The following is an 18,518-nucleotide window of genomic DNA, read 5'->3' on the forward strand; positions in this document are numbered from 1 at the left end:
GAGGCTTTGTCGCCCTTGGGATTACGAGGACGGACGTCCATGGCTTTCCTACCCATCCTGCTACTCTCGACAGTGCCTCTTTCAGTGGTCAACGTAGCAAGGTTCATAGGGGCCATGAACCTCACGCTCGTTGACAGCGGGCAGACCGACACAATTGGTTAGGCTAACCTTTTTTTGGTAGGTTACCCTAACCAAATGTCATTGCGGTCTGCGTGCCACCCCAGCGCCCAGTCGGACGACTGCCAGCGGGTCCGCAGAGAGGCACTCGGAGAATGTCCCCGACAAGTGATGCGTGAGTGATCTGTCGCCGGTCGAGAACGTGGTGCCCCTCTCGGCGGCCCAGCGCAGTATCTGGTTCGCCCAGCAGCTGGTCCCCGACGTTCCGCTGAACATCGCCCAGTACGTCGATGTCCGCGGCGACCTCGATCGGGCGCTGCTCACCGAGGTGGGCCGTCAGGTGGCCCGTGACCTGCACGTCGGCATGATGCGGCTGGTCGGTGGGACCAGACCCGACGGCGTACCGCAGCAGGTGTTCGACGACTCGCTGCGCGACGAGATGCTGCATCTGGATTTCCGCGGACGCAACGACCCCGAGGCCGACGCCCGCGCCTGGATGGATGCGGAGTTCCGTCGACCACTTGATCTGCTGCAGGACCGGCTGATCGAATCGGCGACCATTCGTATCGCCGACGATCGCCATTTCTGGTACACGCGTGTGCATCACATCGTGCTCGACGGCTACGGTGCCGCAACCTTCGCGCAACGTGCTTCCGAGGTCTACACGGCCCGCATCGACGGTGCGTCCGTGCCGCCGAGTCGCGCCGGCAACCTCGCCGAACTTCATGCCGACGATCTCGCCTACCGAGAATCGGCGCGCTATGAGCGTGATCGCGAGTACTGGTCGCACCGGCTGAGCGACCTGCCCGCCCCGGTCCGACTGGCCGATCCCGACCCGACCGTCACCCCGCGCACCCACAGTTGTGGTGACGCGCTCGACCCCGACCTCAGTGCTCGGCTCGCCGAACGCGCCGCAGCGCTGGGTACCGCGCTACCTGCCCTGGTCACCGCCGCCGCGGCGCTGTTTCTCGCACAGGGCACCGGTACCGACGATGTGATGCTGAGCCTGCCGGTGTCGGCGCGCACCAACGCACTGCTGCGCCGGTCGGGCGGCATGGTGAGCAACGTGGTGCCAATCCGCAGCACTATCACCGCCGACACCACCGTCGCCGACCTCATCGCAGGTGTGACCGCCGAGATGGGCGGCGCTCTTCGCCGGCAGCGCTATCGCTTCGAGGACATGCTCCGGGACATGACCGACGGGTCGGCCGCGGCCGACGTCGGACGCGGATTCTTCGGGCCGGCGGTCAACGTGATGACCTTCCGGTCCGAGGTCGTGCTGGGGCGGTGCACCGGCCGCAGCTACATCCTCACCACCGGGCCGGTGGAAGACCTCGCATTCACGATCTACACCGGCACCGGTGCGACGCGAATCGAGTTGGAGGGCAACGCCGCAGCGTACTCGGCGGGTGAGTTGCGTGCACACCATCGGCGTTTCCTGCAGGTCCTGGCGCAGCTGATCGACGCGCCGGGAGACCGACGTGCGGTCACCCTCGACTCCTTCACCGACGACGAGCGCGCGAGCCTGATCCCGGCCGCCGGCCCGGCAGCGGCGACATCCGTCACCGTGCCCGACCTGTTCGGCGACGTGATCGACGCTCATCCGACCACGACCGCCCTGATCGCCGGCGACGCCGACCTCACCTATGCCGAACTCGGTGCCCGGGTCAACCGGTTCGCCCGGGTGCTCATCGACCGCGGGGTGGGACCGGGCAGCGTGGTCGCCGTCGTGTTGCCGCGCAGTGCGTTGTCGGTGGTCACCGAACTCGCCGTGCTGGCCGCCGGCGGTGCCTTCATCCCGATCGATCCCGAGTCGCCCCGCGACCGTATCCGATTCCTGCTCGACGACAGCGACGCCGATCACGGCATCACCGCGCCCGGCTATGACGACGCGGTGCCGCAGACCGGCGGTACAACCCGATGGCACCGGTGTCATACACCCGAGATGCTCGACCGGTACCGGGCGGCATCGCCTGAACCGGTCACCGATACCGACCGCATCCGGCCGCTGCGTATCGACGATCCCGCATACCTCATCTACACCTCGGGGTCGACCGGCGTGCCCAAGGGCGTGATGGTCTCCCACCGGGGGGTGGCCTCCTTGGCTGCCGAGCAGAACCGGCGTTACGAGGTCGGGCCTGGTTCGCGCACATTGCATTTCGCCTCACCGAGCTTCGACGCGTCGATCCTGGAACTGTTGCTCGCCTTCGCGTCCGGCGCCACCATGGTGATCGCGCCGACCGATGTGTACGGCGGTGCGGAACTGGCCGCCCTGCTGCGTGGCACCCGCGTCACCCATGCCTTCGTGACCCCGGCGGCGCTGGCCTCGGTTCCCGACACCCGCCTCGACGACCTGCACACCGTCATCGTCGGAGGTGAGGCATGTCCACCCGATCTGGTGGCGAGGTGGGCGATCGGGCGTCGCATGTTCAACGCGTACGGCCCCACCGAGACCACCGTGATGGCCGCGTTGGCCGGACCGCTGCGCAGTGGTGCCCCCGTGAGGATCGGGCGTCCGATCAGCGGTACCACCGCGGTGATCCTCGATCACCGACTCCAGCCGGTACCGGTGGGCTCGACCGGTGAACTCTACCTCGGTGGTGCCGGGGTGGCGCTGGGCTATCACCACCGAACCGCGCTCACCGCAAGTCGATTCGTCGCCGACCCCTACGGCGTGCCAGGGTCCCGCATGTACCGGACGGGGGATCTCGCGCGCTGGGACGCCGACGGTCACCTCGACTACCAGGGTCGCGTGGACCGACAGGTGAAGCTCCGTGGCTTCCGCATCGAACTCGGCGAGGTGGAGGCCGCACTGTCCGCGGTGCCGGGCGTCGAGTTCGCCGCCTGCGAGGTCCGTGGCGGCCCCGGCGCGCAGATGCTGGTCGGCTATGTGACCGGCGACGTCGACCACCTGGAGATCAAGGGCGTCCTGCGTCGACGACTGCCCGCGCACATGGTGCCGAACGCGCTGGTGACCCTGACGACGATCCCGCTGACGACGTCGGGCAAACTCGACCGCTCCGCCCTGCCCGAGCCCACCGTCGAGGTCGCCGAGTACGTGCGGCCCGAAACGGAGACCGAACGGCTGACGGCGGAGATCTTCGCCGAGGTTCTCGGTGTCGGGGAGGTCGGTCGGACCGACGGCTTCTTCGCGTTGGGGGGCAACTCCCTGATCGCCACCCAGGTGGTGGCGGCGATCAACGATCGTCTGTCGACCACGGTTCCGGTGCGCTGGATCTTCGAGGCCCCCACGGTGGCGGCACTCGCCGAACGGGTCGAGCAACAACCGGGTGGCGACGACGGCCCGCAACTGCGGCCGCTGCCCGACGACGGTCGCGTCACCCCGCTGTCGCCCGCGCAGCACCGGATGTGGGTGATGAACCAATTCGATCCGGACTCGGCGATGTACAACATCCCGATCGCATTGCGGTTGCGGGGGGCCATCGACATCGATGCGCTCAGCGCTGCGGTGGCCGACCTCATCGAGCGGCACGAACCGTTGCGCACCATGTACCCGGACACACCCGACGGGCCGGTTCAGCAGGTCCTCGACATCGCCGACCTGCCTGTCGGGCTCACTGATCTCACGCGTACCGTCCGCACGGTCGCAGAGTCCGAACTGTCCGCAACCCTGGTGGAACTCGCCGACTCCGGATTCGATGTCGCTGCCGCACCGCCGATTCGGGTACATCTGCTTCGCATCGCCACCGACCACCATGTGCTGTTCTGCGTGGTGCACCACATCAGTGCCGACGGGTCGTCGACCGCGCCACTGGCCAGGGACCTGGCGGTGGCCTACCGGGCGCGCCGCGAGGGGACACCGCCGGCGTGGCCACCGCTGCCGGTGAGCTACCGCGACTACACCCACTGGCATCACGATCTGATGGGCAGCGAGGCCGACCCCGACTCGACGGTCGCGCGGCAACTGGACTACTGGCACCACCAGCTCGCAGGCCTGCCGGAACGGCTCGAGTTGCCCACCGATCGGCCACGTCCGGCGGCCCTGCGCGGGCGGGGCGGGGAAGTGCGCACGCAGCTGTCGCCGACAGTGGTGTCAGGTCTGAGAGCGCTGGCCGAGTCCACCGGAACCACGCCGTTCATGGTGGCGCACACGGCCCTCGCGGTGACGCTGGCACGGTTGACCGGCAGCGACGACATCGCCGTCGGCACGCCGGTTGCCGGGCGTGGTCACCGGAACCTGGTCGACCTGGTCGGCATGTTCGTCGGAACCGTGGTGTTGCGCACCCGCTTGCGTCCCGGCGACGACTTCCGAACCGTGCTCGCCGCCGTCCGCGAGACCGACCTCGACGCGGTCGAACGCGCCGACATCCCGTTCGACCGGCTCGTCGACCTGATCAATCCGATGCGCTCGGCCGCGCATCACCCACTGTTCCAGGTGGGCTTCTCGTATCAGAACATGGCGCCCACCCACGTGACCCTCGACGACCTGGATGTCGAGGTGATCGAGCAGCCGTCCGGTGTCGCGAAATCCGAACTGCACCTGACCATCACCGACACCGACTCTGGGATGTCGGTGCTGTGGGACTACGACCGCGCCCTGTACGACCGCTCCACCGTGGTCCGATGGCACGAACTGTTCACAGCTGTGGTCGAGGCCGCCGCCGCCGATCCGAGCTGTGCCGTCGGCGATCTCGCGGCAATCGACATCACCGGTGCGGCACTGGTCGCACCCACCGCGCCCGCTGTCATCGACGGGGTACTGGTGGGAGACACGGCCGAACCCGGTGCGGACACGCTCACCGCTCTGCTGGATGCGGCAGCTGACAGCTCTCCCGACGTGGTCGCGATCTGGAGTGAGGCCGCCGGCGCCGCGGTCGAATCCACCTATCGGGCAATGACATATCGGACACATCGGCTCGCCCGCCTCCTGATCGACGCCGGGGTGGGACCGGAGAGCCGGGTGGTGGTGGCCATGGCGCGCTCGCCCCGGTTGGTCGAGGCGATCCTGGCCGTCCTGCGTGCCGGCGGAGCCTACGTGCCGATCGACCCGGACGCACCCGTCGACCGCACCGCCCTCATCGTCGACGCCACCGCGCCGTGCGCGATCATCACCGACGCGGACGTCTCGCACCTGAGGGTGCCGACCACCGCCGTACTGATCGACCTCCGAACCGCCGAGGTGGACAGATTCGCCGGCCATCCAGTCACCGACGCCGACCGCCGCGGGCCGTTGCGGGCCGACAACACCGCTTACGTCATCCACACCTCGGGGTCCACCGGTACCCCCAAGGGGGTGGTCGTCTCACACGGTGCGATAGCGACCCAGTTGAGATGGAAGCGCGCCGCCCATCGGATCGGTGCCGCCGACACCGTACTGCTCAAGACGCCTATCACCTTCGACTTGTCGGTGTGGGAACTGTTCTGGCCGTTGGTGTCCGGCGCACGCCTCGCGATCGCCGCGCCCGGTGGTCAGCGCGATCCGGCCTACCTCGACGCGCTGAGCACCCGCGCCGGGGTGACCGCCGCGCATTTCGTCCCCTCGCTGCTGGAGGCCTACCTCGACGCGCGTGCCGACGATCCCGGAGCCGGAGACCATGCACCCGGCACCATTCTGTGTATCGGCGAAGCGTTGCGCCCGGTCACGGCCCGCCGCGTCGCAACCGAATTCGGTGCTCGTGTGGTGAATCTCTATGGGCCCACCGAAGCCGCCGTCGGCATCACCGAACATGCCTGGCACACCGATGATCACGCGCCGGTGACGGTGCCGATCGGCCGACCGGTGACCGGCTCCGATGCGCTGGTGCTGGACCGCCGGCTACATCCGGTGCCGGCCGGGGTCACCGGCGAGCTGTACCTGGCCGGTGCACAATTGGCGGCCGGTTACCAGGGTCGTACCGATCTCACCGCCGGGCGGTTCGTCGCGGACCCGCGGGCTGTGGGACGCCGGATGTACCGCACCGGTGACCTCGTTCGGGTGAATGCCGATGGCGACCTGGAGTATCTGGGCCGAAACGACTTCCAGGTGAAGATCCGCGGACAGCGCATCGAGCTGGGGGAGATCGAACAAGCTCTCCTGCGCGACCCCGCGGTCAGCGGCGCGGCGGTGGCCGTCGCGCGTGGTGACGCCCTGATCGCCTACCTGGTCCCGTCATCGGGTGCGACCGTCGATCCCGACGACATCCTGGCGCGTCTGCGCACGGTGCTACCCGCCTACATGGTGCCGACAGCGGTGGTGTTGCTCGACGAACTGCCCCTGGGTATCCACGGTAAGCTGGACCGTTCTCGCCTGCCGGCGCCGACGTCGGCCGCGACGACGTATACCGCACCGGCCACCCACACCGAACACGCGATCGTGGATGTGCTCACCGAACTGCTCGACGGCCGGGTCGCCGACGAACAGCCGATCGGTCGGGACGACTCCTTCTTCGCGCTCGGCGGCAACTCCCTGCTCGCCACCCGGTTCGCGGCCCGGATCGGCCGCCGACTGGGCCGGGATGTCCCGGTGCGGGCGGTGTTCGAGGCACCCGTGATCGCCGACCTCGCCCGCTGGGTGGACGACGCCGCGGTCAGCGACCGGCCGGCCGTCGGATCGCTGCCCCGCCCGGAGGTGTTGCCGCTGTCGCGTGCGCAGCATCGGATGTGGCTGATGGAGCAGTTCGCGCCGGGAACCGGCCTCTACAACCTGCCGTTCGCCGTGCGGCTCACCGACACCCCCGATCCGGCCGCGTTGCGCGCCGCGCTGGCCCACGTCATCGGGCGGCACGAGGTGTTGCGGACGATCTATCCGGCCGACGGCGGGGTGCCGCAGCAGCGAATCCTGTTGACCGAAGAGGCCATCGCCGGCGCCGACATCAGTTTGGACGCCACGGAGATCACCGAACGTGAACTGAGCGCAGTCATCACCGCGATCGCCGCCGACGGTTTCGACCTGTCGGCCGCGATCCCGCTGCGCGTGCGCGTACTGCGCACCGAGGACGACTCGACGGCGCTGGTGGTGGTGCTGCATCACATCGCAGCCGATGGCTGGTCGTTCGGACCGCTGCTGCGGGATCTCCTCGGGGGCTACCTCGGCGTGGACGACGCACCTGCGCTACCGGTGCACTACGCCGACTTCGCGGTGTGGCAGACGCAACTCCTCGGCGACGATGACCACCCGGCCCACCCGTCGCTGCAGCGCCAGCGCGAGTACTGGCGCGATGTCCTCGCCGACCCACCCGGCCCGCTGCCGCTACCCGTCGATCGGCCGCGCCCGGTGCGCCCCACGCATCGGGGCGACACCATCGACACGCACCTCGATGTCGAACTGGTCGCCGCGGCCGACGACTTCGCACGCAGCCGACAGGCATCGCTGTTCCACTTGCTGCACACCGCGCTCGCCGTCACCCTCGCCCGTCTGAGCGGTACCACCGACATCGCCATCGGTACACCGGTGTCCGGGCGAGGCGCCGCCGAACTCGACGACCTGATCGGCATGTTCGTCGAAACAGCCGTCCTGCGTACCCGGATCGACGAGTCGGTGAGTGCCGATGAGCTGCTGCGGCACGTTCGCGACGTCGACGTCGCCGCGCTCGCCAACAGCGAGGTGCCGTTCGACGAACTCGCGGCAGAACACGAACCCGACCGCGGCGGTGCACATCATCCGCTCTTCGGGGTGATGCTGGCCGTCGGAGACCCGGCGCCGGTCATCGACGGAGCCGCACTGATCGATGTCGAACTCCCGGTGGCGCGTTTCGACCTGCACGCCACGGTGGATCTCCCCGCAGACGGCTCGGCACCCGAGGGCGGGGTGCGGATGCGCTGGACCTACGCCACCGACCTCTTCGACCGCGCGACGGTGACGCAGGTGGCCGAGATGTTCCGCGCCGTCGTGGCCGGACTGATCGCCCAACCGGCCCGCGCGGTGCACCGGGCCGCGGCCCCGGCCACGGACGTCGCCGACACGAACCTCGCCGAGTGGGGGCGCACACCCGCACCCGCACCGGTTCTCGGCGACCCTCACCCGATGCGCACGCTCGCCGGACTGCTGCCCGTCATGGCCGCGCGCAACCCCGATGCCGTTGCGGTGGTGACCGATACCGAAATCGTCAGCTTCACCGACTTCGCGGCCCGGGTGGCGCGCACCGCCCGCAGGCTGATCGCGGCCGGCGTCGAACCCGAACGCACAGTCGCGGTGGAGGTCGAGCGGTCGCTGGACCTGCTGGTCGCCGTGCACGCCACCGTCGCCGCAGGCGGCGCCTACGTGCCCGTCGATCCGTCCTGGCCGGCCCAGCGCATCGAGGCCATGCTCGATGCCGTACGGCCCATCGTCGTGGTCGCCCGCGACGATCGTCACCTACCCGCAGACCTGCACTCGGCCGTCATCGACCCCGCAGATCCCTGCTGTGAATGGCCGGACACACCGGTCACCGATGCCGACCGCCGTGCGCCGCTGCGGCCGGAGCATCCCGCCTACGTGCTGTTCACCTCCGGGTCCACCGGTACGCCGAAGGCCGTGGTGGTGTCGCATGCCGGCATCGTCAACCGCCTCGATTGGATGCAGACCGCATATCCGATCGACAACACCGACGTGATCCTGCACAAGACTCCGGCCACCTTCGACGTGTCGGTGTGGGAGCTGTTCTGGGGCTTGGCCGCCGGCGCTCGTACGTTGCTCGCACCCGCCGATGCCCACCGCGACCCCTACCAGATCGCGGAGTTGCTGCGCGATCACGCGGTTACCGTGGTGCATTTCGTACCGGCGATGCTCGACACCTTCCTCGCCGCCCTACCCGCCGATGCGCGGTTCCCGGCGTTGCGGCACGTCGTGACCAGCGGGGAGGCCCTGGGCTCACCGGCGGCGGCAGAACTGTTGTGCCGCACTCCAGCTGCTCTGCACAACCTGTACGGACCGACCGAGGCCGCCGTCGACATCACCGCCACCACTGTCGGCCCCGAGGACATCGTGGACCGTCCGGTGTCCATCGGCCGGCCGGTGCCCGGCGGCGAGGTGATGGTGCTCGACCGCTACCTGCGTCCGGCGCCTCTCGGGGTCACCGGTGAGCTCTACCTCGGCGGTGTCCAGCTCGCCCGCGGCTACCACGGTCGTGGTGACCTCACCGCGGCCCGGTTCGTCGCCTCACCGTGGGGCGACGGGCAGCGGTTGTACCGTACCGGCGACCTCGTGCGCTGGCGGTCCGCCCCGCAGGAGGGTGCTGCTCCAGTGTTGGAGTACTTGGGCCGCAGCGACTTCCAGGTCAAGATCCGTGGCCAGCGGGTGGAGCTCGGCGAGATCGAGACCGTCCTGGCGGGGCATTCCGCGGTGGCTGCCGCCGTAGTGGTGGTGCACACCGATCCGCAACTGGGTGACCAACTGGTCGCCCATGTGGTGGGCCGTACCGACGCCGACCCGGTCGACGTGGCGCAACTGCGTGCGCACCTGCGGGCGACGCTGCCCGAACACATGGTGCCCGCACACATCATGCCGGCCACCGCATTGCCCATCGGCACCAGCGGAAAGGTCGATCGTCGCGCGCTGCCCGCACCCACCCGATCCGCCGCACAGGGCCGGTCTCGCGACCCGCGCACGGAGTCGGAGCGCACGGTGCTGGCGGTGTTCACCGATGTACTCGGTGTCGACGTCGGCGTGGACGACGACTTCTTCTCCGCCGGTGGCAACTCGCTGGTGGCGACGCGAATCGTTGCCGGCGTCGAGCAGCGGCTCGGCGTGCTGATACCGGTGCGGGCGGTGTTCGACGGTCGTACCGCGGCGGCGGTGGCCGCCGCCGCCGACGCACTCGAGGCGACTGCGGACGCGACGGCCGCCGTCGTACTGCCGCCCCGGCCGGCCGAGCTGCCGCTGTCTGCGGTCCAGCGGCAGATGGTGTTGCACAACCGTATTGATCCCGACTCGGCCGCCTATCGCATCGTCGCGCCGGTGCGTGTGCCGCAGGCCATCGACATCGGCGCGCTGCAGGCCGCACTCGCCGATGTGCTCACACGGCACGAGATCCTGCGCACCGTCTACCCCGACGGCGGCAGTGGGCAGCCGATCCAGCGGATCATGGAACCGGATCGCGAGTTGAGCGCGCACCTCATCCGCGTGCTCGATGACGTGGCACCCGACAGCGGGTCGGTCGAGCAGGCGTTGATCGCCGCCGCCCTCACCGAACCGATCGATCTGAGCACCGACCTGCCCGTGCGGCTGCTGGTACACGCCGTCGACGCCGCCACTACGACGGTGCTGCTGATGGTCCATCACGTCGCGGCCGACGGATGGTCGCTACGCATCCTGGCGCGCGATCTGACGGATGCCTACACCGCACGGCTCGGTGGGCTGGCGCCCGAATGGGCGCCGCTGCCACTGCAGTATGCCGACCACGTACTGCGTACCGACGCGCGACTCGGCGAGGTCGACGACGACACATCCTTGGTGTCCGAGCACTTGCGCTACTGGCGGTCGGTGTTGGCCGGTGCGCCCGCGTTGTCGGTGCCCGAGGCGGATTCGGATGCGCAAGCGGGACCGACTGGCGCGGTGGAACGGACGGCGCTCGACCCCGCGATCTGGCAGCGTGTCGCCGATCTGGCCGATCGCCATCACACCACCGCGTTCGCGGTGTTGCACGCGGCGTTGGCCGTCACGCTGGCCCGCTCCGGCGCAGGCCGCGACATCGTGATCGGCACCCCGACCGCAGGCCGATGGGAGCCCGACGTCGCGGACCTGATCGGCATGTTCGTCTCGTTGGTGGCCCTGCGCAGTGACGTCGACGAGGCCGGCAATTTCGCTGCCGTGGTGGATCAATCGCGCGATCAGATCGTGTCGGCTATCGAGCATGCGGCCGTCGATGTGGAGCAGGTCGTCGACGACCTGGGGCGCTCGCGCGGCGACGGGCGTCACCCGCTGATCCAGGTGACATTCACCGTCGACGGTGCCGAGCACCCGGCTGCCGACCTCGAATCTGTTGCTCCGCAACGTCTGGACGTGCCGATGGCACGATTCGATCTGGAGTTCACCGCATTCGCCGGCGAAACCGGGGCGCCTGCCCTCGAACTCGTCTACCGGCCCGACGTGTATCGCGCGGACACCGCGCGCACACTGCTGACCCGATTCGCTACCGCCGTCGCCATGTTCACCGCAGTCCCGGACGCGACCTTGCGGACCGTCGAAATCCTCACCGCGCAGGAACGACGCGCACTCGACGGCGCCGCCGGACCCGCAGCCGCCACGCCGCGGTACCTGGCCGAGATCCTTAACACACCCGGTCACCGCCTGGTCGGCTGCGACCCGTGCGCGTCCGACCCGACGGTGCTGCGGGAGCTGGGCGAGGATGAACTGCGTTGCGCAACCGACGAACTCGCTGCGCGTCTGCGGGCGGCGGGTGCCGGACCGGAGGTCGTGGTCGCGCTGTACCTGAGCCGTTCGATCCGCTTCTACACCGCGCTGCGAGCGGTGGCGTCCACCGGCGCGGCGTTCGTGCCGATCGACCCGCGCCAGCCCGACGACCGGGTCGCGTTCATGCTGCAAGACTCGGGAGCGGCCATCGTCGTCACCACCTCCCAGCAGCGGGATCGCTGCGCCGCAGAGACATTGGCCGGTGTCAGCGAGGTGATCGAACTCGACACCGTGGCATCGCGCCGGTCGTCGCAGCCGCCGACCCCGGTCCGGCGACATGTCGACCAGCTCGCCTACCTGATCTACACCTCCGGGTCCACCGGACGGCCGAAAGCGGTCGCGGTCACCCATCGCGGACTGTCGGCATTCGTCGCCGAGCAGCGCCGCTACGGTGTCAGGGCCGACAGCCGGGTACTGCATTTCGCGTCCCCGGGGTTCGATGCGGCCATCCTGGAACTGCTCCTCGCCGCCGACGCCGGCGCGACGTCGGTCATCGCGCCGACGGATGTTTACGGGGCCGAGGACCTGCGCGGTGTCCTCCACGAGCAGCAGGTGACACACGCCTTCCTCACCCCCGGTGCACTCGACACGATCGAGATACCGGTGGTCGACGCGATTGCCCAGGACCCCCTACCGCGCCTCGAGGTGCTGATCGTCGGCGGTGACGCCTGCGCACCGGCCACCGCGAACCGTTGGATCGCGTTGGGCAAGAGATTCTTCAACGCCTACGGCCCCACCGAGTCGACCATCATGGCCACCGCGGCGGGTCCGCTGCCGCCGGTGTCGGGTGCGGCAGTGCCCATCGGCCGGGAGATCGCAGGCACCGCCGCGCGGGTACTCTCGCCGAGCCTGACCCGATCCGCGCCCGGGGTGACCGGCGAACTGTATGTCTCGGGTCAGGGGTTGGCCCGCGGCTATCACGGACGGCCGGGTCTGACGGCCGCCACCTTCGTGGCCGACCCGGACGGTCCGCCCGGGTCACGGCGCTACCGAACCGGCGACCTCGTCCGCCAGGTAGCCGATCCCGCCGGCAAGCTCACGCTGATCCACCACGGACGCAGTGACTTCCAGATCAAGATCCGCGGACATCGGGTGGAACTCGGCGAGGTGGAAGCCGCCGTGCGGTCGTATCCGGGCGTCGGTGCCGCCGTCGCCGTCGGCCGCCCCGGGCCGGCCGACGCGCTCGCCCTCGTTGCGTACGTGGAGCCGGCGCGATCGCAGCCGTTCGACCGGATCGCACTGATGGCCCACCTGCGGTCGCGGTTGCCGGCGTACGCGGTGCCGTCCTCGATCACCGAAGTCGATGCGCTGCCGCTGACGGCAGCGGGCAAGATCGACCGTCGTGCGCTGCCCGAGCCGCACTTCGATGTCGTGGAGCATGCGGCGGCCGCCACCACCCGCGAGGAAGTGGTGGTCGCCGCGTTCGCCGAGGTACTCCGACTCGAACGTCTCGGCGTGCTGGACAACTTCTTCGAGGTCGGCGGTGATTCATTGTCGGCCACCCGGGTGGTGTCGCGGCTGCGGGGCGTCACCGGGCGTGACATCGCGGTTCGTGACCTGTTCGACGCGCCCACCGCCCGCGAACTCGCCCGGCGAATCGGGCGGGCGCAAGCAGGCACCACCCCGGCGCTCGGTTCACTGCCGCGGCCCGCGACGATTCCGCTGTCCCCGGCGCAGCAACGGATGTGGTTCCTCAACCGGTTCGACCCGTCGGCGGCCACCGAGAACATCCCGATCATCCTGCGGCTCACCGGAACGATGGAGCACAAGGCGTTCGCGGCGGCGCTGGGCGATCTCGTCGAGCGTCATGAGGCGCTGCGCACGATGTATCCGGCGGACACCGAGGGTCACCCGTACCAGGTGATCCTGTCGCCGACCGACGTTCCGGTGAAGTTGGCACCGCAGCTCGTCGGTGCCGCTGCCCTGCCCGACGTGCTGCGATCGGTGATGCGCACCGAGTTCGATGTCACCGCCGAGCCGCCGATCCGCGCGGAACTGTTCTCCGTGGAGGGTCCGGCCGCCGCGGCCGCCGAACACATCTTCGCCCTGGTGTTGCACCACATCAGCGCCGACGGCCTGTCCGTCGTCGGCCTCGCGACCGAGCTGTCGGATGCCTACCGTGCCCGACTGTCGGGGGTCGCACCCGAATTCGTGCCCCTGGCCGTGCAGTACGCGGACTTCGCGATCTGGCAGCAGGCGTTGTTGGCCGACGGTGACGGGCGCGCCGCCACCGAACTCGCCTATTGGCAGGACCGGCTGGCCGATGCCCCACCGGTGATCGACCTGCCGACCGACCGGCCACGGCCTGCGCAGCGAAGCGGGATCGGCGCCCGGGTCGACTTCGACCTCGACGCGGATCTGCATGCCCGCATGCTCGACCATGCGCAGCGACACTCGGCGAGTGCATTCATGGTGGCGCACACGGCGTTGGCCGTGCTGCTCGGCCGGCTCGGCGCCAACCGGGATGTGGTGATCGGCACCCCGGTGGCCGGGCGGGAGGACGAACGCCTGGAACGGGTGGTGGGCATGTTCGTCAACATGCTCGCGTTGCGCACCCAGATTCCCGCGGACGCCACCGGAGCAGAAGCGCTGGCGATCGCGCGTGACGCGGATCTGGCCGCGTTCTCCCGCACCACATTGCCGTTCGACCGCGTCGTCGACGGCCTCGACCTGACCCGCACCGCCGCCCGCCACCCGGTGTTCCAGGTGGCGCTGTCGTTCCAGAACATCGGGCGTCTCGCGATCGAGCTGCCGGAGCTGACGATCGAGGCCATCGACGAGGACAACGGTCTGGCCGAGTTCGATCTGCACCTCACCCTGGTCGAACGTTGGGACGGCGCGACCCCCACCGGGCTCAGTGCGCAGTTGTCCTATGCCACCGAGCTGTTCGACCACTCCACCGCGCTCAACCTGACCCGATGGTTCGTGGCCGTGCTGGACGGGCTGGTGTCCCGATCCGATTGCGCTGTCGGTGACCTCGAGATCCTCGACGACACCGAACGCGCAGGGTCGGTGACGGTGCCGGCACGCGATGAAGCGACGCACCCCGTTCGGGCCGCGCGTTTCGATCTCGCGGAGCTGTTCACCCGCCAGGTGTGCCGCACACCGGATGCGCGCGCGGTGTCGTGGGATGACTCCCACCTCACCTACCGTCAGTTCCACCGCCGGGTGGCCGCGGTGGCCGACGAACTCGCGCGGCGCGGGGTGGGCCCGGAGGACCGGGTGGCCATCGCCCTGGCACGCGGTATCGATCAGCTCACCGCGATGTTCGCGGTGGTGACCGTGGGCGGCGCCTACGTTCCTGTGGATCCCGTTCCGGTGGGTACGACCGTGGGCGGTGAACGCGCCCGGATGATCGTGGAGTCGGCCGATGCGCTGTTGGTGATCTCCGATGCCTCGGCGGGCGATTCGATGTTCGGCCGTCCGGTGCTCGATCTCACCGAGGTGGGGGATCGGCATCCGGCCGACGTCGTCGAACCCCCACGGCTGCGGCCGTTGCGACCGGAGAATCCGGCCTACGTGTTGTTCACGTCGGGGTCGACCGGCCGCCCCAAAGGCGTTGCAGTGTCCTACGGTGCGGTTGCCGAACAACTGCGGTGGATGCAGCAGACCTACGCGCTCGACGAGACCGACGCCGTCATGGTCAAGACAGCCGCCGGTTTCGACCTGTCGGTGTGGGAGTACTGGTGGGCGCTGCTGTGTGGTGCCCGGCTGGTGATCGCCGAGCCCGGCGTGGAACGCGACGGTCGTGCCCTGGGCGAAGCCATGGGGCGTTCGGGGGTGACCGTGCTGCCCACGGTGCCGTCGGCATTGTCGATGATGCTCGACGGCGGCCGGTTCCCGGAGTCGGTGCGCACTGTCCTGTGTATCGGTGAGGAATTGCCGGCCGCGCTGGTGCGGCGCATGTCGGCGATGTCGTCGGCCGCACTCCACAATCTGTACGGACCCACCGAGGCAACCGTCAGTGTGACCGCACATCAGGTGGACCCGGAAGCCGAGGCGGATCGGATTCCGATCGGGCGGGCGCAACCGTCGGTGGCGCTGCGCGTCCTCGACGCGCGGCTGCATCCGGTGGCTCCGGGGGTCGCGGGTGAGCTGTATCTCGCCGGCGTGCAGCTGGCGCGCGGCTATCACGGCGACCCGGGACGCACGTCGGCCTCGTTCGTCGCCGATCCGTTCACCGGTGAGCGGATGTATCGCACCGGAGACCTGGTGCGCCGTGACCACAATGGTGAGTTGGAGTATCTCGGACGGACCGACCATCAGCTCAAGGTGCACGGCTTCCGCATCGAGCCCGGGGAGATCGAGGCCGCGCTGCGGCGATGTGCAGGCGTCGACGAGGCCGTGGTCGTCACGGTGGGAGAGGGCGACGAGGTGCGTCTGGTCGGGTTCGTCGTCGGTTCGAGTCCCGGTGACGTGGTGGGCCGTCAGATTCGTGACATGGTGCCCAGCTACATGATCCCGGAGGTGCATCGGCTCCAAGCGCTGCCGTACACAGCGAACGGCAAGGTCGACCGGCAGGCGTTGCCACAGCCGCCGCGTCCGCGCCGCGAGTATGTGGCACCGTCCACGCCGGTGCAGGCTGCAGTGGTGCGGGTGGTGGAATCGGTCACCGGAACCGATCGGGTCGGATTGTCGGACAACTTTTTCGGTGTCGGCGGCAACTCGCTGTCGGCGACGCGCGTCGCCGCTGGTCTCGAGACCGACCTCGGGGTGCCGGTGCCGGTTCGCGTGTTGTTCGAATCCGCGGATCTCGCGGAGTTCTCCGACGCGGTGGCGGCGCTGCTCGAGGCGGGCACCGACGACGATGCGGCGCTGGGGCGGGTCCGGGTCGACGGCCCGGTCGCGCCGATCGCGCCGGCGCAACGCCGAATCTTCGCGGCGGTCGCCGACGGCGTCGGCGCCGACTGGAATGTGCCGTTCGCGCTGCGGCTGTCCGGGGTGCTGGACGTCGCGGCGTTGCGCGCGGCGTTGCTCGACGTGGTCGAGCGGCATGAGGCGTTGCGCACGACATATCGCGACACCGATTCGGGGCCGGAACTGGTGGTGACCGACATCGATGACCTGCGTGAGGTGCTGAAGCGGGACCTCGAGCCGGTGCCGGTCGACGATGCGGACAGCGCCCGGGTGATCGACGCGATCGCCTGGTCGCCGTTGGACTTCGACGGGGTCGCGCCGCTGCGGGTGCGGCTGTTGCGGCTCGATGAGCACACCCACGTGCTGGTGGTGGTGTCCCATCACCTCAATGTCGACGGTCAGTCGATGTCGCTGCTGACACGTGACATGGTGGTGGCGTTCGCCGCCCGCTGTAACGGTGCGGTACCCGAGCTGCCCGAACCCGGCGTGCGGTTCCGCGACTACGCGCAGTGGCAGCGCCGCCTGCTGGGCGCACCGACCGCGCCGTCCGAGCACGGGCAGCGTCAACTGGACTACTGGACAGCCAGATTCGCCGACCGCAGCAACGACTTCCGGCCGCGGTTGCGGACCGATCGTCCTCGACCGGAGCGTTGGAATCCGATGGGGGCGGGGATCGAGTTCGTCGTCGAGGGCTCGGCGCATGCGACACTCGACGAACTGGCGAAGAGCCGGTCGGTGGCGCTGTTCTCGCTGCTGCAGGCGGCATTCGCGGTGATTCTCGCCGAGGGCGCCGACTCTCCGGATGTCCATGTGGCGACCGCGAACGCGAACCGTCCGCATCCGGAGCTGGCGGGAGTGGTCGGCAACTTCTCCGAGGATCTGGCGATGCGCCTGGACGTCGACGATCGGCGCACGATCGGTGAGGTGATCGCCGACGTGCACGAGCAACTGGTGGGCGGGCTGCGGCATCCAGACGTGTCTACGCCGGAACTAACTGCAGCACTGGGTATCTCGGCCACACCGGGTGAACATCCGCTGTTCCCTGCGACGTTGATCGTGCAGCCGGAGCCGGACGGGTCGGTGGATGCGGAGGTCGATCTGGGCGCGGTGCGCGTGCGGCGTGAGCCGATCGAACGCGTGGTGGCCAAACACGAGGTGGAGATCACGATGCGGGAGCGACACGCGGACGGCGTACCGGCGGGACTGGCCGGGACACTGATGTATCCGACGGCGTTGTTCGATCGGGCTACTGCCGAGACGATGGTCGCCAGTTTCCGCGCGGTACTCGCAGCGCTGGCCGACCGCGGGGTGTCCATCACGGTCGCCGAGTTGCGGGGGCTGCTTCGGTGAACGCATCGGTGGTGATCGCCGCCTACCGCGGCCTGCCGGATCTCGACGTCCAACTCGATGCGCTGGCCGCGCAGGACTGTTCGGCGCCGTTCGAGGTGATCCTCAGCGACAACGAGGGCAGCGACGAACTCCGGCGGCACGTGGCCACCCATCCTCATCGGCAGCGACTCGATCTGCGCTATGTCGACTCGTCGGCGGTGGCCGGTACCTCCCATGCGCGCAATGTCGGGACCCGTTCGGCACGATACGGTTTCATCGCCTATTGCGATCAGGATGACGCGGTGTATCCGGGCTGGTTGCGTGCGCTGCTGGAGGAGGGGCAGCGCTGCGACATCGTCGGCGGACCCCTGGAGCGCGACACGCTCAACGATCCGGTGGTCGCGGCGTGGCGTGAACTACCCGATCCTGATCGCGCAGCGGTGCTCGCCCGCTTCCTGCCCATCACGTTCGGTTGCAACCTCGGGGTGCGTCGGGAGGTGTTCGACGCCGTCGGCGGGTGGGACGAGTCGTATCCGACGGCCGGCAGTGACGTCGAGTTCTGCTGGCGGGTGCAGAAGTCGGGCTACCGTTTCGGCTACGCGCCGGCGGCGATGGTGGCTTACCGGTATCGCACCGGGCTGCGGGAGACCTGGCATCAGGTCGTCGACTACGGCCGTGAGGAGGCGCGGACGGCGAAGCAGTTCGGTGCGCCCGGCCGGCAGTGGTGGTGGTTTCCCGTCCATGCGGTCGTGGTGGCCGCGACCGCGCCGGTGTGGCCGTGGGGTTGGTCGCGTAAGCGCCGCGGCGCGTGGGTGTGGGTGACCGGCAATCTCGTCGGGCGCATCGCGGGCAGCGTGAAGTACCGCGTCGTGTATCCGTGACACTC

At 69.3% G+C, this 18,518-nt stretch carries 2 protein-coding genes; both read left to right on the top strand.

Features of this window, described 5'->3' with window-relative positions; genetic code table 11:
- Positions 1–292 precede the first annotated feature (292 nt).
- Positions 293–17,653 carry a non-ribosomal peptide synthetase gene (locus tag L1892_RS15205; RefSeq protein WP_235724449.1) on the top strand — a complete coding sequence of 5,787 codons (17,361 nt, stop codon included), beginning with the start codon at positions 293–295 and terminating at the stop codon, positions 17,651–17,653.
- Positions 17,650–18,513 (top strand): glycosyltransferase family 2 protein, encoded by an 864-nt coding sequence (locus L1892_RS15210; protein WP_235724450.1) that lies wholly within the window; start codon positions 17,650–17,652, stop codon positions 18,511–18,513. The genes L1892_RS15205 and L1892_RS15210 overlap by 4 nt, the downstream gene beginning before the upstream one ends.
- Positions 18,514–18,518 lie beyond the last annotated feature (5 nt).

Origin of the sequence: Gordonia tangerina (genome assembly GCF_021556435.1) — a bacterium.
GTDB classification, from domain to species: Bacteria; Actinomycetota; Actinomycetes; order Mycobacteriales; family Mycobacteriaceae; genus Gordonia; species Gordonia tangerina.